This is a genomic window from Romboutsia sp. 1001713B170131_170501_G6, assembly GCF_015668195.1.
In the GTDB taxonomy this organism is placed as follows: domain Bacteria; phylum Bacillota; class Clostridia; order Peptostreptococcales; family Peptostreptococcaceae; genus Romboutsia_C.
The window spans coordinates 955,262-978,241 of the sequence record NZ_JADPFC010000001.1 but is presented as its reverse complement, the minus strand read 5'-3'; the positions used below and the strand labels follow the sequence as shown (position 1 = coordinate 978,241).

General features: G+C 25.2%; 24 protein-coding genes. 16 read left to right on the top strand and 8 right to left on the bottom strand.

Features of this window, described 5'->3' with window-relative positions:
• Positions 1–73: 73 nt before the first annotated feature.
• The 3 genes from I4U89_RS04930 (at position 74) to I4U89_RS04920 (ending at position 3,633) form a co-directional block, all read left to right on the top strand.
• Complete coding sequence (locus I4U89_RS04930; RefSeq protein ID WP_195938888.1) at positions 74–1,036, top strand: magnesium transporter CorA family protein; 963 nt, start codon at positions 74–76, stop codon at positions 1,034–1,036.
• A gap of 209 nt (positions 1,037–1,245) precedes the next feature.
• Positions 1,246–2,448: an alanyl-tRNA editing protein gene (locus I4U89_RS04925; RefSeq protein ID WP_195938886.1), complete on the top strand. Its 1,203-nt coding sequence runs from the start codon at positions 1,246–1,248 to the stop codon at positions 2,446–2,448.
• A 360-nt stretch (positions 2,449–2,808) separates the two neighbouring features.
• Positions 2,809–3,633 carry an alpha/beta fold hydrolase gene (locus I4U89_RS04920; RefSeq protein ID WP_195938884.1) on the top strand — a complete coding sequence of 275 codons (825 nt, stop codon included), beginning with the start codon at positions 2,809–2,811 and terminating at the stop codon, positions 3,631–3,633.
• A gap of 334 nt (positions 3,634–3,967) precedes the next feature.
• On the opposite strand, the gene I4U89_RS04915 is transcribed toward I4U89_RS04920, so the two are convergent.
• A complete protein-coding gene (locus tag I4U89_RS04915) occupies positions 3,968–5,080 on the bottom strand; it encodes a tyrosine-type recombinase/integrase (RefSeq protein ID WP_195938882.1) in 1,113 nt (370 codons plus the stop codon).
• A 308-nt stretch (positions 5,081–5,388) separates the two neighbouring features.
• On the opposite strand from I4U89_RS04915, the gene I4U89_RS04910 reads away from it, so the two are divergent.
• Complete coding sequence (locus I4U89_RS04910; protein ID WP_195938880.1) at positions 5,389–5,955, top strand: GNAT family N-acetyltransferase; 567 nt, start codon at positions 5,389–5,391, stop codon at positions 5,953–5,955.
• A 34-nt stretch (positions 5,956–5,989) separates the two neighbouring features.
• Positions 5,990–7,087 carry a leucine-rich repeat domain-containing protein gene (locus I4U89_RS04905; protein ID WP_195938878.1) on the top strand — a complete coding sequence of 366 codons (1,098 nt, stop codon included), beginning with the start codon at positions 5,990–5,992 and terminating at the stop codon, positions 7,085–7,087.
• Between the two features lie 21 nt (positions 7,088–7,108).
• On the opposite strand, the gene I4U89_RS04900 is transcribed toward I4U89_RS04905, so the two are convergent.
• Positions 7,109–7,969: a YitT family protein gene (locus tag I4U89_RS04900; RefSeq protein WP_195938876.1), complete on the bottom strand. Its 861-nt coding sequence runs from the start codon at positions 7,967–7,969 to the stop codon at positions 7,109–7,111.
• Between the two features lie 454 nt (positions 7,970–8,423).
• On the opposite strand from I4U89_RS04900, the gene I4U89_RS15820 reads away from it, so the two are divergent.
• Positions 8,424–8,555, top strand: coding sequence for a hypothetical protein (locus I4U89_RS15820; protein WP_279311298.1), 132 nt, complete (start codon positions 8,424–8,426; stop codon positions 8,553–8,555).
• 98 nt (positions 8,556–8,653) lie between these two features.
• Positions 8,654–9,292 (top strand): tRNA (guanosine(46)-N7)-methyltransferase TrmB, encoded by a 639-nt coding sequence (gene trmB / locus I4U89_RS04890; RefSeq protein ID WP_195938872.1) that lies wholly within the window; start codon positions 8,654–8,656, stop codon positions 9,290–9,292.
• Positions 9,293–9,315: 23 nt separating this feature from the next.
• Here the strand turns inward: trmB and I4U89_RS04885 are convergent, their stop codons facing one another.
• Positions 9,316–9,576: a hypothetical protein gene (locus I4U89_RS04885; RefSeq protein ID WP_195938870.1), complete on the bottom strand. Its 261-nt coding sequence runs from the start codon at positions 9,574–9,576 to the stop codon at positions 9,316–9,318.
• 195 nt (positions 9,577–9,771) lie between these two features.
• On the opposite strand from I4U89_RS04885, the gene I4U89_RS04880 reads away from it, so the two are divergent.
• The 8 genes from I4U89_RS04880 to lexA all read left to right on the top strand — a co-directional run bounded on the left by I4U89_RS04880 (position 9,772) and on the right by lexA (position 17,086).
• A complete protein-coding gene (locus tag I4U89_RS04880) occupies positions 9,772–9,975 on the top strand; it encodes a hypothetical protein (RefSeq protein WP_195938867.1) in 204 nt (67 codons plus the stop codon).
• 72 nt (positions 9,976–10,047) lie between these two features.
• Positions 10,048–10,635: a hypothetical protein gene (locus tag I4U89_RS04875; protein ID WP_195938865.1), complete on the top strand. Its 588-nt coding sequence runs from the start codon at positions 10,048–10,050 to the stop codon at positions 10,633–10,635.
• 131 nt (positions 10,636–10,766) lie between these two features.
• On the top strand, positions 10,767–11,237 hold the full coding sequence (gene accB / locus I4U89_RS04870) for an acetyl-CoA carboxylase biotin carboxyl carrier protein (RefSeq protein WP_195938863.1): 471 nt from the start codon (positions 10,767–10,769) through the stop codon (positions 11,235–11,237).
• 11 nt (positions 11,238–11,248) lie between these two features.
• Positions 11,249–12,616 carry an acetyl-CoA carboxylase biotin carboxylase subunit gene (gene accC, locus I4U89_RS04865; protein ID WP_195938861.1) on the top strand — a complete coding sequence of 456 codons (1,368 nt, stop codon included), beginning with the start codon at positions 11,249–11,251 and terminating at the stop codon, positions 12,614–12,616.
• Between the two features lie 13 nt (positions 12,617–12,629).
• Positions 12,630–13,478 carry an acetyl-CoA carboxylase, carboxyltransferase subunit beta gene (gene accD, locus I4U89_RS04860; protein WP_195938859.1) on the top strand — a complete coding sequence of 283 codons (849 nt, stop codon included), beginning with the start codon at positions 12,630–12,632 and terminating at the stop codon, positions 13,476–13,478.
• A gap of 153 nt (positions 13,479–13,631) precedes the next feature.
• Positions 13,632–14,585, top strand: a complete 954-nt coding sequence (locus tag I4U89_RS04855; protein WP_195938857.1) for an acetyl-CoA carboxylase carboxyltransferase subunit alpha — start codon at positions 13,632–13,634, stop codon at positions 14,583–14,585.
• A gap of 624 nt (positions 14,586–15,209) precedes the next feature.
• Positions 15,210–16,355: a tyrosine-type recombinase/integrase gene (locus I4U89_RS04850; protein ID WP_207744114.1), complete on the top strand. Its 1,146-nt coding sequence runs from the start codon at positions 15,210–15,212 to the stop codon at positions 16,353–16,355.
• 101 nt (positions 16,356–16,456) lie between these two features.
• On the top strand, positions 16,457–17,086 hold the full coding sequence (gene lexA, locus I4U89_RS04845; protein WP_195938855.1) for a transcriptional repressor LexA: 630 nt from the start codon (positions 16,457–16,459) through the stop codon (positions 17,084–17,086).
• A 78-nt stretch (positions 17,087–17,164) separates the two neighbouring features.
• On the opposite strand, the gene deoD is transcribed toward lexA, so the two are convergent.
• Positions 17,165–17,878: a purine-nucleoside phosphorylase gene (deoD, locus tag I4U89_RS04840; protein WP_195938853.1), complete on the bottom strand. Its 714-nt coding sequence runs from the start codon at positions 17,876–17,878 to the stop codon at positions 17,165–17,167.
• Between the two features lie 215 nt (positions 17,879–18,093).
• On the opposite strand from deoD, the gene I4U89_RS04835 reads away from it, so the two are divergent.
• Positions 18,094–18,498 carry a DUF4829 domain-containing protein gene (locus I4U89_RS04835; protein ID WP_195938851.1) on the top strand — a complete coding sequence of 135 codons (405 nt, stop codon included), beginning with the start codon at positions 18,094–18,096 and terminating at the stop codon, positions 18,496–18,498.
• A gap of 34 nt (positions 18,499–18,532) precedes the next feature.
• Here the strand turns inward: I4U89_RS04835 and I4U89_RS04830 are convergent, their stop codons facing one another.
• The 4 genes from I4U89_RS04830 to I4U89_RS04815 all read right to left on the bottom strand — a co-directional run bounded on the left by I4U89_RS04830 (position 18,533) and on the right by I4U89_RS04815 (position 22,978).
• A complete protein-coding gene (locus I4U89_RS04830; protein ID WP_195938849.1) occupies positions 18,533–19,156 on the bottom strand; it encodes an OmpA family protein in 624 nt (207 codons plus the stop codon).
• A complete protein-coding gene (locus I4U89_RS04825) occupies positions 19,146–20,546 on the bottom strand; it encodes a MotA/TolQ/ExbB proton channel family protein (protein ID WP_195938847.1) in 1,401 nt (466 codons plus the stop codon). Before I4U89_RS04825 ends, I4U89_RS04830 begins: the two co-directional genes overlap by 11 nt.
• Positions 20,547–21,032: 486 nt before the next feature.
• Entirely contained in the window at positions 21,033–21,272 is a 240-nt protein-coding gene (locus tag I4U89_RS04820) for a hypothetical protein (RefSeq protein ID WP_330615524.1), read from the bottom strand.
• A gap of 461 nt (positions 21,273–21,733) precedes the next feature.
• On the bottom strand, positions 21,734–22,978 hold the full coding sequence (locus I4U89_RS04815; RefSeq protein ID WP_195938846.1) for a hypothetical protein: 1,245 nt from the start codon (positions 22,976–22,978) through the stop codon (positions 21,734–21,736).
• Positions 22,979–22,980: the final 2 nt, after the last annotated feature.

The following is a 22,980-nucleotide window of genomic DNA, read 5'->3' as shown; positions in this document are numbered from 1 at the left end:
TTTTTTAATATACAAAACAAATGTGTACGTATTTAAGTGTAAATATAAGGAATAATATAACATAGGTGATAAAATGTATATACTTAACTTAGATACTAGAGATAAATATGATAGTTTTAATGAAGTGTTTTACAATAAAAATAGTTCTTATATTATACTAAGTAATCCTAAACAATTGAATATGCTTAAAGACATATTAGAAATAGATGAAATTACTTTTAATGATTGCCTTAGATTTGATGAAAATATAAAATTAGATTTATTTGATAAGTATGATTTTCTTAGTATAAATACCTTTGAAATAATAAATAATGATGATATATACGTAGAAGAAATAAACATATATTTATCAGAAAATTTTGTATTAGTTGTATGCAATGAAGAAAATTTTATATTTGAATTTGTAAAAAACATAATAACTAATAATATTAAGTTAAATAATACTTCTAATATATTTATTTTATTTAAGGTTAATTATTTAATACTTAAAAATATAATAATGCATCAATTTGAAATACTAGAAAAGATAGAAGATATTATATTAAAATTAGAAGATGATATACTTGAAAATGCAATAGATGAACATGTAATAAAAATAAATCATATAAGAGGTATAACTAGGTCTATCGTAAAAAATACAAGGCCTCTTTTATATATAGGTGATAGAATATTAAAGGAAAATATAAGGTACTTAAAATACTCTGATATAAGAAAGCAAAATCTTGAAAACTTCCAGAGTATAGATTTCGGTATAGAGAAGCTCTATTCATTTTCTTTGTCGACTAGAGAACTAGCAGATAAGCTTCTTGATATTTATGCTTCTCAAGTAGCAGAAAAAACTAATAGCTTGATAACAAAACTTACTTTACTTACAGCAATATCATCGCCATTGACTATTATAACAGGTATATATGGAATGAACTTTAGATTTATGCCAGAGCTTGACTTTGTATATGCTTATCCAATAGTCATAACTGTTATGATTATAATAGTTATAATAGGCATTCTAATATTCAAACTAAAAAAGCTACTTTGATTATATATATTATTTTAGAGGGTTAAACCCTCTTTTTATTTTATATTAGATTAACTTAATTATTTTAAGTCGGCCTATTGAGGTAAATTGCATTTTGGTTTATTTAATTAAATTAAAATGCTTAAAACTTAATATTATTAAGAACCCTTTTTTCTTTATAAGAAGTAGTGTAAAATTACAATTATAAAGAATTTTATATAGGAGGTAATATGGAAAAATTATACTATACAAATCAGTACATAAAAGAGTTCGTTGCAGAAATAGAGGAAATATTAGAAGTAGATGGAAAATATCATATATTACTAGATAAAACAGCATTTTTCCCAGGTGGTGGTGGACAGTTTTGCGATTTAGGAAAGATTGATGTTCATGATGTTTTAGATGTATATGAAAAAGACAATAAAGTATACCATGTAGTGGAAAAAAAACCTATAAAGATACATAAAGTAAAATGTTTTATAGATTGGGAAAGAAGAGAAGATGGAATGCATCAACATTTTGCACAACATATATTATCTGGATGCTTTTATACTTTATTTAAAAAAAATACAACTGCTTTTCATTTAGGTAGCGAGATAAGTACTGTCGATATAAAAGGTCCTCTTACTACTGATGAAATAAGAGAAGTCGAAAGAATGGCAAATGATATAATAAGTGAAAATATAGAGGTAGAAACACTGATTCCATCTAAAAAAGATTTAAAAAAGGTATGGATAAGAAGAGATTTACCAGATACTTCAGAAGAAATAAGAATCGTTAAAATAGGTGATTTAGACTCTAATGCTTGTTGTGGTGTTCACCCAAGGTCTACACTAGATGTTAGAATGATAAAAATAAGAAGATGGGAAAAAAATAAAGATTCTATAAGAATCGAATTTTTAGCAGGAAAAAGAGCAATAAATAACTCTCTAAAAAGAGATATTTATTTAACTGATATTTGTAGATATTTAAGTTCAACTGAAGAAGAAGCTATAAATGGTGTTAAAAAACTTCATGATAAACTTGAAGATGCTCTTTATGAAAAAAGGAAGATTGAAGATGTTGTTGTAAATTTTGAAATAAAAGAGATGATAAATAATTCATATAAGGTAAAAGATATATCTATTATAAAAAAGATATACATAGACAAGGATATCAAATACATATCTAAAATAGCATCTAAAATAACTGGGTCGGAAAATACTATATCTTTAATTGGAGTTAAAAATAATGATAGAGTTAATTTAGTTTTTGCTAGTTCTAAAAATATAAACGATGTTAGCATGAACAATATCTTAAGAGACACAATGACACTACTTGATGGAAGAGGAGGAGGAAGTACATTCTTAGCTCAAGGTGGTGGTAAAAACAACGGTAATTTAGAAGTAGCTATTGATTATGCTTTTGATAAAATAAAAAAAGGGTTGATTTAATGGTTAAAGGTAAGTGTAGATTTCTATAAGTACTATACTTACCTTATTATGTATGTTTTGGATTAAAAAATATATATACTTTTGAATTATATATTTTTTAAACTAAAAATCATATAATTCATTATAGTTTACATAATTAAATTATTTTAAAATTTATTTCACTTTAAACGATTAAAAATAAGTGAAAATACTTAAATTGGATTTTAAGCATATATTATTTATTATAGATATAAATCAACATAATTTTTGTAAACATCTCTTAAAATCCAATTTAAAGATTCGAATTCAGAAGGCAATTTTTAAAATTTTTATAAAATAATTTGTACTTGTCATTAGAAATTAAAAAATAAAGGAGTATTTATGTTTATAAAAAATAGAGAAAATATAAATTTATATATTGAAAAATATGGAGAAGGGAAAAACTGTATATATATACATGGTGGTCCTGGGTCTTGGAGTGAAGACTTTAAAGTTTATTGTAAGGATGAGTTTAGTAAATTTTGTAATATGATATATTTAGACCAAAGAGGATGTGGACGTTCTGATGGTAACTTGGATGATAACTATTCTATAGACAGTTTAGTTGATGATATTGAGGATATACGTAAAGATCTTAAAATAAACAAACTTGTTTTAATAGCACATTCTTTTGGTGGGATAATAGCAGTAAATTATGCATATAAGTATAAAGAAAATGTTGAAGCTTTAATATTAACTAATTGCACTTTGAATTTAAATGATTCTTTACAAAGTCAAGTAGAGCAGGGATGTAAGTTATTAAATATAGATATTGATACATATAAATACGATGAACTTATAACTAAGTGGACTTTGATTGCAAATAAACTGATTAAAGATAATTTGTATTATAAATTACAATATATAAATTATTCTAATTATAAAAAGGTTAAAATAATAGATGAAAATATGGTTAATGAAAATTTATCTAAAAAAGCATTTTATAATAAAGATTATTTTTATGACTATACAAATCTAACTAGAAGCTTAAATGTTAAAACACTTATAATTTGTGGTGATGAAGATTATGCTATTGGAATTAATCATTATAAAGATTTTGATTTTAAAAACAAAACCATAAAAATACTAAAAAGTAAACATAATCCATATGTAGAAAACACAAAAGAATATATCTCTATTATTAAAGATTTTTTAGAAGGTATTTAATAATTTGTTGTGTATAAATTTTATTAAGTAAAAATGATGTTAGAAAGAATGTTATTTTGAACTAACATCATTTTTATTTTATAAATTGGTTAGACAATTTAAATTTCACATAATGGATGTGTTATATATAGTAAAGTTTACATAATTAAATTATTTTAAAACTTTTTTGTATTTTATAAATAAAATAATCTCAAAATATGAAAATGCTTGTTTAATTCAGTTTAGAGACTGTATTTAAATTCATATATTTATAGTCTGAATAAATTTAAATATCGGCTTAAAAATCTATATAAAAGGTTAGTTTTAATACCATTCCAAAATAAAACATTTATTGTCATCCTAACTTAAATAAACTTTCAGAAATTTTTTCGCTAGCTTCAACATCCATGTTCTTAAGTGCGTGAGCATAAATATTTAATGTTGTATTAATATTAGAATGACCCACTCTTTCTGATATAACTTTTATAGGTACTTTGGAATTTATAAGTAAAGTTACATGAGAATGTCTTAAATCATGAAATCTTATATGTTCTAAATTATTTTCATCTAAAAATCTACTAAATTTTTTACTAAGGACATCTTGAGCTATAGGCTGTCCATTTTTATTATAGAATAATAAATTTAAAGGATTTTTTTTACCTTTTAATTTTGCTTCTAATTGTTTTTTCTTATGTTCTTTTAGTAAAGACATAACTTCCATAGGTGCTGATATTGTTCTTTCTGAACTCTCAGTTTTAGGCTCTTTAAGTATAACTTTACCTTCATTCCTTACAGTTATCTTATCTATTGTTATAGTATTTTCACTAAAATCTATATTGTCCCAAGTCAATCCTAATATCTCGGATATTCTAAGCCCTAACCCAGAAGCTAAATATATAGGTAATTTTAAAGGTGTATTTTCGCAAGTTTTAAGTAATTTCACCATATTTTCTTTATCATATATATTATTTTTAAACTTTCTAACTCTAGGAGTTTCTACACAATCTACAATATTTTCCCTTATAAGTCTTAATCTATAGGCTTTTTTTATAGCTAGATTTAATATATTTATGTGTATTTTTATGGTTTGAGGGCTAAGAACTCCAACTAAATCATCTACATAATTTTGTATATGTATAGGTTTTAAATCTTCTAATCTATGATTTCCTAACATAGGTATTATATACTTTTTGCATATTCTTAGGTAACAATTATATGTAGTTATAGATAAATTTATTTTGTGTTTTTCTAAAAAATCCAACAAAAAATTATCGAATTTTATAGAATTTGGTGTAGCTAATTCATTGTTTAAAATAGATTCTTTTAGCTCTACTAACTTCTTAGATGCATCTCTTTTTTTATCGAATGACCCCATATTTTTCTGTATCTTTTTTCCACTTTCAGCATCTTTATATTCTAAATAAACTATATAGTTTTTACTTCTTTTTCTTATAAATGCAAAACTCATCCTATTCCTCCATGTTATTACAAATCTATATATATTATATCATAAAAGAAAAAATAAAAACATTTAAAGTCCTGACATATAACTGACATAAAGTGATATATATAACTTTAATATATTGAAAATACTACATTTTATTTTTTTGGCATAAAACTATATATTTTATGTTTATAAAGAACAGTTAATACATAAATCTCATAAGTTATATAAAAGTCTTTTAATTATATATTGATTTTTTTTATAGTTTATTAAAAAATCAATATATAATTATGATCAAAATTATATTAAATTTCATCAAAGGGGAGTTAAAAATGTACAACTCTAAAATGAATATTTTAGAAACAAAACGTTGTATACTTAGACCTGTAACTTTAAAAGATGCTCCAGATTTGCATGAGTGTTATAGCAAAGAAATAGTCGTAAAATATCTTCCATTCAAAGCACATCAGAATATTTATGAAACTAGAAAATTTATAAAAAATTTCTTCTTAAAAAAGTATAATGATAATAAATTAGCTCATTATGTAATAGTATTAAAATCAAACAAAAAAGTTATAGGTAATATAGGTTTTAATGATATCTCTAAAGATAATAAAAAGGGGGAAATTGGAATATGCATAAATCCAGCTTATTGGGGGTATGATTTATCAACTGAGTTAGCTAGAGAAATTATAAAATATGGATTTAAAAAATTAAAACTCGAGGAAATTATAGCTATAACTTATGAAGATAATAATTATTCAATAAAGCCATTAGAAAACTTAAATTTTAAATATATAAAATCCTATTACAAAACATTTCATTCATCTAATAAAAAAGTAAAATGTAATTTATATAAACTATCACGAAAAAATTACTTAATGAGCAAATATAAATGAAATTTAACATCTATAATAAGGAGATGAATTTTTTATGAAAGATATGAATGATAATTGGATAGATGGACATTTAAAGTATGTTATATCTAGTATATTAGGTATAGAAAAATCTGCTGTTACAAAAAATCAATTAAAACAATTAGAAAAATTAGACTTATCAGATAAAAATATATCCAGTTTAAAGGGGATAGAATATGCAATAAATTTAAAGTCCCTTAATTTATGTAGAAATGAAATAAGAGATGCTTCTTTACTTTCCAAGTTAATTAATTTAAATACATTAGAGTTATCAGAAAATAAAATTGAAGATGTTAGTTTTTTAAGTGATTTAGTAAATTTAAAATCTATAGGATTAGATAGTAATAATATATCCAAGATAAGCAATTTAGTTAATCTTACAGAGTTACAAATATTAAATATTTCAAATAACCAAATTCAAGACTTAACTTTTTTAGATTCTATTAGCTCTGATAATATTAAAATTATAGCTAGCGATCAGTATATAATGTTAAATCCTGTAACTGTCTATAAAGGTCAAGATTATATTTTTAATAGTCCAATTCATTTTAGTGATGACACTATAGTATTATTAGACAATATCCAAGTAAGAGGTAACTATAATTCGATTAAAACAGATAAAAGACCTTCTATATTATATTCAATTTCTAAAGTAATGATAAAAAACATACTTTCTAATTGTTTATTAAAAGCTGATTTTTACCATGAAGTTCCATTTTCAAAATCTACTATATTAAGCGGAACAATAATTCAGCAAATAAATTTAAAGATAAAAAATGTTTTAAATGTTTTTGAAGCTGATAATATAGTTAAAATAAGTTCATTATCAAGAATATCTGGAAATTTATTTGTAGAAAATAGAGAAACAGGTACTGATGCTAAAAGTATGCCATTGAAAGAAAAAATTGTTACTATTATAGATAGTAACGGAAATAAAGCTTACTCATTAACCAATGAAAATGGATTATATGAGTTTAAGAATTTAAGAAAAGGAAGATATACATTGCTTTTTCCATTTTTAGATGATTATGAATACACAACACCATCTTTAGTTATATGTAATTTAACACAAAAAGGAGAAATGATCATAGATTCTAGGGTATATAAAAAATAAAAGCGGTATTTACATACCGCTTTAACTTTCTAAGACTTTAAATCCTTCCCCTAACACCTCATGAACATTACTAACTATTATAAATGCATTAGGATCTTTTAATTTAACTAGTCTTTTTAAATGAATCTCTTGATTTCTAGGGACGACTACTAAAAGTACTTCTTTTTTATCGTCAGTATATCCACCCCTACCATCTAATATAGTAACACCTCTAGATAAATCACTAGTTACAACTTCTTTTAAGCTCTCCGCTTCCTTAGATATTATAAAGAAAGCTTTAGAGTAATCAAATCCTTCCATTATTGCATCTGCTATTTTAACCATTGTATAAAGTGCTATAGCAGAATAAAGAGCAATTTCAATATTTTTGCTAGCAATTCCTGAAGATATAACTACAAAAGCATCTAAACATATCATAAATTGTGTAGGCTTAATACCTTTAAATTTTTTACTCAGTATAAGTGCAATTAAATCAGTACCACCAGTAGATGCATCTGCTCTAAACATTATTCCTATACCTACACCTAGTAATATAGCACCTGATATAGCTGATAATAATAAATCATTTGTCACAACTAGGTCAGAAATTGGAGCCATTAAATTTACTATAATAGAAAACATGACTGTACCTATTAGGGTTTTTATAGAATTTTTTCCTCCAAGTATTTTAAATGAAAATATAACTAGAGGAACACCTATAGCCAACATTATAAAAGAGACTGACATACCTGTAACTTTACTTAATACTACCGAAAGACCACTAAGCCCTCCTGGTGCTATTGTGTGCGGCTTTAAGAACATATTAATACCTATACTCATAGATATACATCCTAATACTAATCCAAAAGCCTCTACAAGTAATTTAGAATTTTCCTTTTTCATTTTTACCCCCATTATATTAAAGTGTCAATTTTTATCACATTTATGTATTATAACAGTAAATATATGGTATATAAAGTAAAATAATTATATAGTAAAATAAAATTCGTTTATTATTGATACCAAAGGGTATAATATAAATAGATTTATATAAATTAAATGATATGTTTTTATTAATTTTTAGTATATTTTGTAAAATTTAATTGATTATATATATAATAAAAGTATATAATATATATAAATTTAATAATTGAAAGGAAATGATTACATGAAGGTTACTTTACCACAAACAGCGGTAGATACGCTAAAAGACATACTAAAAGATAATCAAGATAGACCTCATAATATAAGAGTATACTTCGCAGGTATAGGCTGAGGCGGTCCATCATTTGGAATTGCTCTGGATGAGCAAAAGGCTGACGATTTACAATACGATGTAGAGGGATTACACTTTATAATGAGTAAAGAAGACTATACTAAGTATGGAGATATAGTTATAGAAGATACAGGATACGGTTTTAAAGTTATACCTGAAAATATGAAAGATGATAATGGATGCGGCGGAGGATGTTCTGGTTGCGGACATTAATCTTTAAAAAGAGTATTAGCAAATGCTAATACTCTTTATTTTTCACTAAAATTAATGTATTATTAATAGATAATAAAGTATAAAGCAAGGAGCAACTTATGAGAAGAAGAAAAGTAAAAGGTGCAGATATAAAATTATTAAGTCATGAAAATTATGTACTAAGAGACAATATAGAACAGTACAAAGGAAGCTGGAATGAAAAATTTGGAAATGATAATCCTATACATGTAGAATTTGGTACTGGTAGAGGAAAATTCTTAACTACTTTAGCTAAAGAAAATCCAAATATAAACTATATAGCCTTTGAAATAAAGGAAGAAGTTCTATTAAAGGCTGTAGAAAAGGCTGTAGAAAATAATTCTGGTAATATTTTATTTGCATGGGCAAATGTATCTAACATATTAGACTATTTCGAAAAGGAAGAACTATCTAGAGTTTATATAAACTTCTGTGATCCTTGGCCAAAGAAAAGATGGGCAAAAAGAAGACTTACACATAAAAACTTTTTAAATATGTATAGTGAAATTTTAAAAGATGATGGTGAAATACATTTTAAAACTGATAATGAAAACTTATTTGAATTTAGTTTAAATGAAATAACTGATAACAACTGGAAATTGAAAAATATATCTCTAGACTTAGCAAATAGTGAATTTGAAAATGTAACAACAGAATATGAAGATAAATTTATGTCTTATGGAATGAAAATATTTAGATGCGAAGCTAGAAAAAAATAAGAGGTGATATCGCCTCTTATTTTTTAAAATATTCCATTTTTTCTTCTCATAGTATATAATCCAAAGCATACAACTAACAAATATAATATGTATAGAATAATTCTTGTTGATTGTAACTCAGTATTTGAATGATGAGGTAGCACTGAAAGTATTGCAGATATTCCTATAAGTAGTGGATTTATAACAATTTGCTTATCACTTCTTAAAACCATGATTTTTCCAATCCAAACAATAGATAAAATTAAAAATAAAATCTTTAATATAAATTCTATAGTGTCTAACATATTCAAAACTCCCCTTAACTCAGTGGATTTATTTTATATTATTTCCATATAAAGTATATTTAATCATTAGCTTATGGCATTAATAGTTATGTACTAATTTTTAATATACATAAATTTAATTATAATACTATTTTGTATAAAAATAAACATATTAAATAATAATTAATATAACTAAATTAATTAAAGGAGTTTAAAATGTGTATATATAATCATAAACTTAATAATAATAACAAAAATATCTTAAATGAAAATGAACTTATTATACTAAAGAAAATTTACAAATGTATAGATATAGGAGATGTTAATGAAGCTAAAAAATTAACTAATGATTTAATACAGCTTCAAGATAATCTATATAATATAGAAATATTAACTACAGCTTATAATTTAATTAAGTAATTTATATAATATAGAAATATTCAAATAATAAACAGCATATTTATTATATATAGATATCTAGGGGGGGATATTATGAATTTACGATTTATAAATTGGTATACTCAAGCCCTTGGAGCCATATTTGGAATAATGGCATGTGTATATGCATATTTAAAAGGATTTATATCTACATATAGTAATATTTCTGTACTTTTCGATACTATGAATTTTTTTGAAATAGTATCTAGTTACCTCTTACTACCTTTATGTATAATAACTTTTATATTATCTATAATAAAAGCTTATAGCACTGGTAAAGAGACTTTAAATGATAATTTAAATAAATTAAATCTGGTCTTTATTTCATTAAATATCCTTATAGGTTTTATGGGGGCTAGGATATATTTTTTAATACCTGCTTTATTTATATTATTTAATGTATTTATGGATAATGTATTAAAAAAATACAAAGAGATTGACAGTGATGATGAAGTTGATGAGTATGCTATAAATAATTCTTTGTTAAATAGTAATGAGATGAATTTAAGCTTAATTAACACAAAAAAGGAAATAGCATTAGAACTTTTGTTAAAAAATGCTGATATAGAGTTTATTATTGATATTACAGGTTTATCTAAAGAAGAAATAATAGATATTAGTGAAAACTTAGATCAAGAATAAAAGATACTAATTTAATAAATTAGTATCTTTTATTGTTTATATAAAATGATATAACTTCATAATTTGTTTACAAAGTTCTTTTTTATGATATAATATTAGTACCTGGTAATAATATAAGGGGGTAAAGTCACATGAAAATAAATGAAATAAAAGAACTTTTAAAGACTATAGATAATACAAGTTTAGAATATGTAAAATTAGAAAACTCTGAACTAAGACTAGAAGTATCGAGAAAAAATAGTTTTATAAAAAACAATATTAAAAATGAAAAAAATACTTTAATAAATAGTGAAGAAATAGAATTAGAAAATGAAAATCATGAAAATATTAGTGAAAATGATATTTCTAAAGATGAAGATAATTTGTATATAGTAAAAGCTCCTTTAATGGGAACATTTTATTCATCACCAAGTCCTGATGAGAAAAGTTTTGTAAATATTGGTGATATAGTTAAAGAAGGAGATAAGCTATGTATATTAGAAGCAATGAAGCTTATGAATGAAATAAACACTGACATAGAAGGTGAAATAGTAGAAATATTAGCTAAAAGTGAAGAATTAGTAGAGTACAATCAACCTTTATTTAAGATTAGGCCATTATAAGGAGGTATATTATGATTAAAAAGATATTAATTGCTAATAGAGGAGACATAGCTGTTAGAATAATTAGAACTTGCAAAGAACTAAATATAAAAACAGTTGCTATATACTCTAAAGCGGATAGTGAGTGTCTACATAGATATCTAGCGGATGAATCTATATGTATTGGCCCTAATAATATATCAAAAAGCTATAATAATATAGATAATATAATATATTTAGCTCTTAAACTTGAATGTGATGCTATACATCCTGGATTTGGATTCTTATCAGAAAACCCTGAATTTGCTAGAAAATGTGAAGAAAATAATATTATTTTAATCGGACCAAGTAAAAAACAAATGGTTTTAATGGGCGATAAATCTAGAGCTCGTGAAACTGTTATTAGTTTAGGTACAAATGTAGTTCCTGGTTCTGATGGTGTACTAAGAAACAAAGAAGAAGCTCTTGAAGTAGCAAATAAGATAGGTTATCCAGTAATTATAAAAGCCTCTAATGGTGGTGGTGGAAAAGGTATGAGAATAGCCTATACACAAGATGAGCTTTTCTCAAGTTTTGATATAGCTAGTTCTGAAGCTTTGGCATCATTTGGGAGTAGTGATTTATATATTGAAAAGTTCATAGAAAATCCTAGACACATTGAAATTCAAGTATTTGGCGATAGATTTTCAAATGCAATACATTTAGGTGGAAGAGATTGCTCTATGCAAAGAAGAAATCAAAAAGTACTAGAAGAATCACTTTCTAACTATTTAAACGAAGAAGAGAAGAATAATTTATATGAAAGTGCTATTAATATAGTAAAAGGAATTAAGTATATAGGTGCAGGAACAATAGAATTTATAGTAGATAATGACAAAAACTTCTATTTCATAGAAATGAACACAAGAATACAGGTAGAACACCCTGTTACAGAAATGATTACAGGAATAGATCTTATAAAACTTCAAATATTAATTGCAGATAACAAGCCTATACCTTTTACTCAAGAAGATATAGTATTTAAAGGTCATGCTATTGAATGTAGAATAAATGCTGAAATACCAGAAGAAGAGTTTAAACCATGTCCTGGTAAAATAGCATCAATAAATATACCTGGTGGATTTGGAACAAGGTTTGATACTTTTGTTTACTCTGGATATACTATACCTCCTCTTTATGATTCTATGATAGGTAAGCTTGTTTGTTGGGCCGAAAGTAGAGAAGAGTGTATAAAAAAAATAAATAGAGCTTTAGATGAAATAATTATAGACGGCGTAAAAACTAATATAGATTTTCAAAAATCACTTATAAATAGTGAAGCGTTCTTAGAAGATAGGCATTATACTAAATTTATCGAAAATGAATTTTTAGGAAATACACAGATAGCAACAACCATATAAGGGAGAAATAGTTATGATTAAAAAGTTTTTACCATCTAAAGAAACTAAATATGTCACAGTTTCTCTAGATAATAAATTTAAAAAAAACAGTGTAGATGATAAATTTTGGATATATTGTAAAGGTTGCAATAATCATGTTTTTAAAAAAGATATAGAAGAAAATCTAAATATATGCCCAAAATGTGAAACACATTATAGTATTAAGGCTAGAGATAGAATAAATTTAATTTCTGATAGTGATACTTTTAAAGAGTTTATGTTTAAAGTTGATGTTCAAGATCCATTAGAGTTTCCCAACTATTTAGATAAACTTAACAATTACAAGGAAAAAACAAAAGAAGATGAAGCAGTTATTTGCGGTACTTGTAATGTAAATGGAATAAAAATAGTTTTGTGTGTAATGAATCCCGATTTTATGATGGGAAGTATGGGAAGTATTGTTGGGGATAAAATAACATGCTCTATAGAATATGCAGCTAATAATAATCTTCATATAATTATTTGTACAGCCTCAGGAGGGGCTAGAATGCAAGAAGGAATGGTGTCCTTAATGCAAATGGCTAAAACTTCTCAGGCCATTTCTAAACTTGAAGAGAAAGGATTATTATATATAAGCTTATTAACACACCCTACAACTGGTGGTGTTAGTGCTAGTTTTGCTATGCTTGGAGATATAATTTTATCTGAACCAAATACATTAATTGGTTTTGCAGGTAAAAGGGTTATAGAGCAAACTATAAATCAAAAGCTTCCTAACAACTTCCAAACATCTGAATTTTTACTAGAACATGGATTTATAGATAAGATAGTTAATAGAAGATATTTAAAAGATACATTATATACTATACTTTCACTACATTAAATAAATAGAAGTTAGCGAATAAATAAAAAATTTATTCGTTAATTTTTTACAGATAAATATTAAATTAAATGAATATTTACATTCAAGCTAAATATCTAATTCAAAATTAAAGTAATGAAGTTTTTATAGAATATACCTATATGGAGGAATAAAATGAATATAAATACCATTGACATAAATAAAAAAATACAGGGATTAAAGGCAGATATAAGTAATTTAACCGAAATATCTAAAGCTAATCAAATGGATTTAAGTGATCAAATAAGAGAATTAGAAGAAAAGCTAAGTAAATTAAAAGATGAAGCTAATATTAATTTAGCAGCTTATGAAAAAGTTTGTTTAAGTAGAGATATAAAAAGACCTACAACAAAAGACTACATTGATAGAATTTGTTCTAATTTTATAGAACTTCATGGAGATAGACTTTTTAAAGATGATCCATCCATAATAGGAGGGATAGGTAATATAAATGATTTTAAGGTTACCATTGTAGGGCATCAAAAAGGAAATGATGTTCATGAAAATATTAAAAGAAACTTTGGAATGCCTCATCCAGAAGGATATAGAAAGGCCCTTAGGCTTATGAAACAAGCTGAAAAATTTAAAAGACCTATAATTACATTTATAGATACGCCTGGGGCATTTTGTGGTATAGAAGCTGAAGAACGTGGTCAAAGTGAAGCTATTGCTAAGAATTTACTTGAAATGAGCAAACTTAAAGTACCTATCATATCCTTTATAATCGGAGAAGGGGGAAGTGGAGGAGCACTCGGAATTGGTGTTGGAAATGATGTATGTATGTTGGAACACTCAGTTTACTCAGTCATTTCTCCAGAGGGGCTATCGAGCATATTATTTAAAGATTCATCTAAAGCTAAAGAAGCTAGTGAAGTCATGAAACTTACTAGTAAAGATCTATATGAACTTGGAATAATTGATAAAGTTATAAAAGAACCATTAAACGGTGCTCAAGAAGATGTAGATTTAGTAGCTGACAAAATAAAGAAATTTATACTAGATAGACTTAGTTACTATGAAAAACTTACTGAAACTGAGATAGTTTCTAAAAGATATGACAAATATAGAAAAATTGGAAAATGTTTATAAGTTTACATATATACCTATATGATAAATTTTATTGTATAGGTATATTTTATTTAATATTATAAAAAATATATTAATATAAATTTAATTAATGCATTTATTAATTACGCATGCAGATTCAATGCACATTTATATTAATAGTAAAAATTAAAATGAATGTAATATTAATAATTGGAAGTAGTGGTTATATTTATAAATCTTTAAAATATAACTAGTCTTTAAATGTATATTTAGGGAATAGTTGTTAAAATTAATAATATTATGCATGCAGGTCTATGAAATTTAACTCTTTGCACTTATGACTTATGCTTGTATAGATTTAATTAATTTATATTAATTTGCTAATACTTATTAATACTCTTTTTGTGTTTATATTTTTTATAAAGAGTTTTCCGTATTACAGTTTACAATTAATATACTATAATGTATTAACGAACGATTTTTCATCTATTATATACGTATACTTAATATGCTTTATTTTAAGCTTCAAAATGCTTATACTCAATCTCTTTATAATATAATTTGTAAGTAATACTTATATTTTAGGAATAGTTGAAATAAGAAAAACCTAGTGTTATTATATTTTATAGTTATAATAACTTTTTATTTTATAATTGGAGGTAAATTTTGAAGGATACAAAAATATTAAAAATACATAATAAATCAGATAAACCAGATAACATTGTTATACGTGATAACAATTTTATAGAAGAATGTATAATAATAGAAAAATCATTGCCTAAGTTTATGAAAGATTACTTTGTTTATTTAAAAGGATCTGTATCTGTCTCTACTCGACTTGCATATTTAAAAGATATAAAATTTTTCTGTAATTACTTAGTTGAATCTCAAGAACTAACAGTTGCTAAAGAAATATGTGATATTACCTTAGAAGAATTTAATTTGATTAAAGCAAGAGATGTCAACTTATTTTTAGGTGATTATTGTACTAGATATTATAAACAAACATCCCAAGATACAACTTTGATTTATGAAAACAACAATAGAGCCCTTGCTAGAAAAAAATCATCTCTCTCTACTCTGTTTAAGTTTATGTTTAGAAATGAACAATTAGAAAGCAACATAACTGATGGCTTTAATCCAATTAAACTTCCTAAACCTCAACCAGATGCTATAAAAAGACTTGAAATAGATGAAGTCGCTAAAATGCTTGATTCTGTTGAAAATGGTTATGGGTTAACCGATAAAGAAAAAGTTTATTGGAGAAAAACTAAGCTTCGTGATAAGGCTATTTTAGCTTTATTTGTTACTTATGGCCTTAGATTAAATGAACTTAGGGAACTAAATATTTCCTCTTTTAACTTTTCTAGAGGTGAATTTAAAATATATAGAAAAAGAGGTAAAGAAGTTTTGATGCCAATTAATCATACTTGTGAAATTGTTGTTAAGGATTATATTTATAATGAGAGGACAAAAGATGAATTACTGGCTGAAGAGTACAAAGATGCTTTATTTTTATCTTTACAAAATAAAAGAATTACACCAAAAGCTATCAGACAACTTGTAAAAAAATATACGTCTATTTCTATGGAAACCTCTAGAGATAGTGGTTATAGCCCTCATAAACTTCGTGCTACTGCCGCTACTTCTCTAATCCAAAATGGTTTTTCTATATATGATGTGCAAAATTTATTGGATCATGACAATGTTACTACTACTCAACTTTATGCTGCACATAAAAAACATGTTAAAAGAGATATCGTAAATAATTTCGAATGGATAGATGATGAAAAAGAAGCTTCTTTAGATTAAATAGTAAATACCTTTTATTTTGGAACGAATGTTTGAGAAAAGGGAAACATTGTGCTACAATATAAGTATAATGCAATATTTGATTAGGAAGGAGAGATTTTATGTATATAGATTTGAGTAGTAAGCAAATATTAATATTAGAATTTATAAAAGATCAGATAGCCTCAAAGGGATATCCACCATCAGTTAGGGAAACATGTGATGCTGTAGGGTTAAAATCAACTTCTACTGTACATGCACATTTAAATAAGCTTGAGAAATTAGGGTATATAAGAAGAGATGCTACTAAACCAAGAGCTATAGAAGTTTTAGATAAAGCTGGATTCGAATCAGATTTTCCTACTCCAGAAATGTTAAATCTTCCTTTGGTTGGACAAATTACAGCAGGACTACCAATACTTGCAAAACAAAATATAGAAGAGTACATAACATTACCAGCTAACTTAGTTAAAGGTAGCAATAACTTTGTTTTAAAAGTTAAAGGTGATAGTATGGTTAATGCAGGTATTTTAAATGGAGATTATGTTATTGTGGATAGAAAAAATACTGCTGTTGGCTCTGAGATAGTAGTAGCTCTTATTCATAATGAGTATGCTACAGTAAAGACATTTGAAAAAGATGGAGATGTTATTAGACTAATACCTCAAAATGATTTTATGGAACCAATAGTTCTAACATCTAGAGATGTACAGGTTATAGGAATTGTTACAGGTGTATTTAGAGTATTATAATAAATTTAAGTGTTTTTAAATAAATAAAAGATATGGTACTACAGCCATATCTTTTATTTATGATTGAAAATTTAATATTTAAGCTAATTCTAACGCAATTTCCATCATCTTCGTAAATGCTACTTGTCTATCATGAGATGAACACTCTTCTCCAGTAAAAGGACAATCTGATATTGTAAGTATAGTAAGTGCATTAACTCCTGCTCTAGCAGCATTCATATAAAGACCCGCTGCTTCCATTTCTACACATAGCACACCCATCTTCTTCCATTTTTCTAAATTACTTAGTCCTGTATCAGAATAAAATACATCGCTTGAAAGTATATTTCCAACAGTTACTGTAGTCCCCTTATCATTAGCTATATTTACTGCTTTTTGTAGTAATTTATAACTTGCTATTGGAGCATATGAACCTGGTAAATTATATTGTGATGCAAAATTTGAATCAGTACAAGCGCCCATTCCTATTACAATATCATGTAAATTTAATTTTTCATTTATTGCTCCTGCTGAGCCAATTCTTATAAGATTTTTAACTCCATAAAAATGTATTAATTCATAAGAGTAAATTCCTATTGATGGTATGCCCATACCACTTCCCTGTACAGATATTCTTCTGCCTTTATAATATCCTGTATATCCAAACATACCTCTAACAGTATTATATTCAATTACATCTTCTAAAAAATTTTCTGCTATAAATTTAGCTCTTAGTGGATCTCCAGGAAGTAATATAGTCTCTGCTATATCTCCTAGCTTTGCATTATTATGTGCTGTTGGTGTGTTATTCATATTTTAGCCTCCTTAAAATATCAAGTATTAATAAATTTTAACTTATAATTTATTTTTAGCTTATATGATAGTATACTATAATTAGATATACCTTTTCCAGGAATAAATAACTAAATTTAAGCATTTATTTAATTAGAATTGTTAATTTAGGAGGTGATTTCATAAAAAATAAAACTAAGAGTAACCAAACATTAGCATTATTACTTTTAATACCTATGCTTATATTTTCTTTTTTAGCAACGATAAAGTCCGAAGGTATAGAAAAAAATGATACTTCTAGAGAAGTTGTAAATGAATATTTTGACTCAATTAATAAAAAAGACATATCTAAAATAAATCAAATCATTACAGATCAAGATGAAATTAATTTTTTAAGTTCTAAATTAAATTATATAGATAAAATCACATTAAAATCACTAGAACGAGAAACAAACAATAGTTTACTAAAATCATACACAAAATATAGCAAAAAAAGCATCGACAATATTAGAATCTATAAAGTTAAGTACAAAATTGATTATACTACTCCTAAAAATATAAATAATACATATGAGTCTTGGATATACCTTTGCCGAGATAATCATAGTTCTAAATGGTTAATAGATATCTTTGATATGTAAAATTATAAAAAGGTGGTTTATATCCACCTTTTTGTTAATCAACATCAATCTCATACATTAACTCTACTCTTCTTGATGCATCTTTATTTATAGTACCATCGGTATTTTTTATAAGCTCAGCCTCAGATCTACCTATAGCTTCGATATCCTTTAATACCTTATCTTTATATTTATAATCTCCAATTTCCTCACCTACTATAAATGTAGCTACACTATAAGCCCTTTTTTGAGATAGGTCTAGATTATACAAATAACTCCCCACATCATCTGTATGACCTTTTATTACTATTTTTGATATATTACCATCGTAATCACTATAAAGAGCTTCTACGTACCTTGGAATAAATATTTTAAGCATCTCTTTAGCTTCTTGCTTTAACTCATAACTATCTACATCAAACATAGTACTTTCACCAAAAGTTACTAATCCGTTATTTTCATCAACTGATACATCTAATCCTTGATTTATTAATGTATTTTTAACTGAATCATTTATATTTTTTGCTAAATCTTTTTCAACTGAACCTGTTATAGATTCACTACTAAAAAGTATGAGCATTATAACCATCAATACAGTTGCTATCATATCTGTAAAAGTTGGCCAAAAGCTACTCTTTTCAAATTCTTTATTAATAGTTCTTCTATACTTATTTATCATCTTTACCATCTCCAATTAATTTATTTAAAGATGATTTACTTAATTTATTTCTTTTTTTTGAATCTATAGATATGAACTTATTTTGTCTTTTCTTTCTTGATACATCTGAAGTTCTTAATAACTCACTAGATTTACTATAATTAGAATCACTTTCTTCTATATCATAAATTTCTTCTTGATTTTCAGGCTTATATTTATCTTCTTTCATATAATCCATAGCTACAGCTTCTTTATAAATTTCTATGTAATCAAATATCATATTCAATTTTTCATCTATATCTTGACTTGAAATTGCTATTACAGATGCTAAATGTTTTACTGTTTGATCTAGGTTTATTTGCTCCTTATTTATGTTACCTTGCATATTAGATAGATTTTTTTCATAATCTACAAGTTTAACTAATAAGTCTTGAGCAGTTCTTTCATATAAAGCGAAGTTAGCAGATAAGCTTCTTAAAAACTCTCTCATTTTGTATTGATTTTCAACAGACTCATTTATATTTTTAGAAGTAAGTTTTATATCTAATAATATTTCTTTATTTATATCCTCTTGAACATCATATTTGTCAAATAATTTACTAAATTTTATATTCAATATATTAAATTGTTTATCTAATTTTCTAATATCTTGATCAAATACTCTTATAGAATCTGAAGATCCTAGAAGTAAGTTCTCTAACGTTTTTATACTGTTTATAAAGTCTTTATTAAATTTATTTAAATCTTTTGATATATCATCAAACTTCTCTATAGATTCTATTGATTTGCTAATTTGCTTTATAGTATCTTTTACATCTTCTATTTTATTATCTAAGTCCTTAGATTTATTATGAGTTATATCAGAAGTTAGTAAATTTTCACATTTTAACATAAACATAGTTAATATTTGTTCACAATCATTATGAGAAAGTATGGCATTTAATACAATAGAGCTAACTATTCCACAAATACTAGTTATAAATGCAGTTTGCATCGAACTTATAGTTTGAGGAAGTGAATTTATTATATCACTAGTATTTATACTTAAAAGCATTAACGAAAGCCCAACAAAGGTTCCTAATACACCAAGTAATATACAGTTGGATGATGAGTTCTTTATTGATTTAATATTATCAAGTACATATCTCTTTTTAAATGTTAAATTAGAACAAATTTCCTCAATAAATGTAGTTATATTAACTTGAGCATGGCTATTTTCTAGTAAATATAAATTATATTTCTCTTTTATAGATTTATACATCATACTTCTTTGATTATGCTCATTTAAATTTATATAATCATTATTTATATGATTATATAAAGCCTTATTTAAGATTATATTTATAATGCTATAAATAAGTATTACTAAAACAAAGAAAACTGTTAATATATTTATAAGTAAACTATTCAAAACTTCTCTCCTCCCTTAATATTTATATAATTATATATATGTACTAGCTAAAGATAAAATTCAAAAAATAAAGTGACTTAAACCTAAGTCACTTTATTAACTATCATAACTAGCCTACATTAAGTTAAATTATTGGTTTTATCTTTGAAAAATCTAGATAACTCTTGTCTTAAGATTATTGTAGGGAGTTTTTAATAGTGTTACTAAATACTATGAAAAATTTCTATGATTTGTTACTATGGAAAATAAAATTAAATTGAAATACATAAATATATATAATTCGTATAATTACGTATATTTATGAGAGGTCCAAAAATATAAACTCGGTTTTTCTTGTCATTTATACATACATTTATATTTAGATTCTGATTTATAATTCGTCTTAAAGAGAAGACACTTACATTTAAAAAATGTACTATATAAAGACTATCATTATATTAATCATGTAGATTGAAAAAAAGTTATTTCCTGTGTTCGAATATATATTCAGTAAAGTCTTATGTTTGAGTTTTCTACTCTAAATACTTTAAATCCTATATCTAGATTTTCTATTCCTTCTTTATCTTTGTTTTCTTTAAGTATTTTATCTCCAGCTCTTCTTATACGCTCTTTTCCTATTTCATTTTTATATCCTGATTTATAAGCTTCACTTTTTTCATCTGTTGCTTCTGGAAGTTGTACCATTATATACTTTCTATTACCTCCATTTTCTGAGTTGAGTTGCATAACTACATGTGCAGTTGTCGCAGATCTAGAAAAGAAATCTAGATTGCTGTAGTATTTCTTGCATTCTATTTATTAAATTTTCATTACTATCTAGTATTGGTTGCACTTTGTTTCTCACCCTGAAATGTTTTCTATACTACATATTTTAGTATATTTATATGAAGTTTTTTATATAAATTTATCTACTTATTATATTTATTGTTCATTTCTAATAATTAAAATTCAAATAGAATCTGATTAAATTAAAAATTTATACTCTGTTATATTGCTTTGTGATAATATGTGTATAAAAAATAACCATACCAAAGTTTTTTCAATAACTTAGTATGGTTATTTTTAATATAAATGTTCGTAATATATTAATATTATTTACTTTAACTAATATATAAACTTAAATCATCAATACCTAAATACTAATTAAATATATTGTAATTGTAAATATTAACTAAGCACTAAATTTGTTATGCAAAAAGTGGTTCTGTAAGCGATATACTATAAGTAGTTATTTTCTTAGCTATCTCTCTAGTTTTAATCTCTTTTTTTAGTATTTTTCCTGTCATGATTATACCCGCAACAACTGATACTATGACGCCTATTGATCCACCATATATACCTTGGGCTACAATAGATAAAATTAATACTGAAAAAGATAATCCTACCGACTTTCCTGTTCTTATTAAACATTCCTTTGTTGATAATCCCATCATTTTCATTTTTGTAAATTGATAAATTGAAAATATCGCTATACTTAAAGTTCCAACAACTCCTATATTACACATTTTATAAATATTATTTAATGTTTCCTCAGCAATATTTTTACCTAAGCATCCTATAACGCATGATGTTAAGGTGTCGCTAGCTACTGAACCTATACTTCTTCCTATTATATGTCCTCCCATTGCCATTGCAGAGCTTTCAATACCTGATTTAGTTCCTGTTATGAAAGCATATTTTATACTATTTGGATTTAAATCATTTTGAGATAATGATACTAAGAATCCAATTGTAAATCCTATTCCAAGTCCAATTGCTGCAGCTGTTCCTAATCCGTATATTTCATTTTTTATTACTCTTTTTGAATTAACTTTTATTAACCTTTGATCTCTATCATACATTTTACCTTTAGTTTCATTTCTGAAATCACCATGGTGCTCTAATAGGTGCTCTTCTCTGTTCAAAAATTTAATATTGTTAGGATTAGATTGTTGTTCAGCATGGTGAGAAACATTATTTATATGATGACCTTCCATATACTTTACTTTACCATTTTCAAGCAATTCAATCTTTTGTTCATTGGTCCAATTACGAGTACCTTCTCCACCCATTTTAACCTCGGCATATTCATATTTCCACGCATTACTAACTCCTAAATTTCTACTTCCTGTTGTTTTATTCATTGATTTAAATTGATCATGAAAGCTTGATAACTCACTATTAAAAGATTCTGTTATAGTCCTAGTTCTAAATGTAGTGGGTGCAATTATAGGTGAATCTATAGAATATCTTTTTATATAGTTTACTTTGGTATTATTATCTTGATCTTTACTATATATATGTTTATATATAGTTTTATTATTTTGTTTCATTGATTCTTCTATTGTATTTACAATAGAATTTCTAACTCTATGATTTATTGTTTTAATTTTATTGTTATCGTCTCTTTGTAAATGGGATACATAAGAAATAGTTTTTTGTTTACTAATCATAA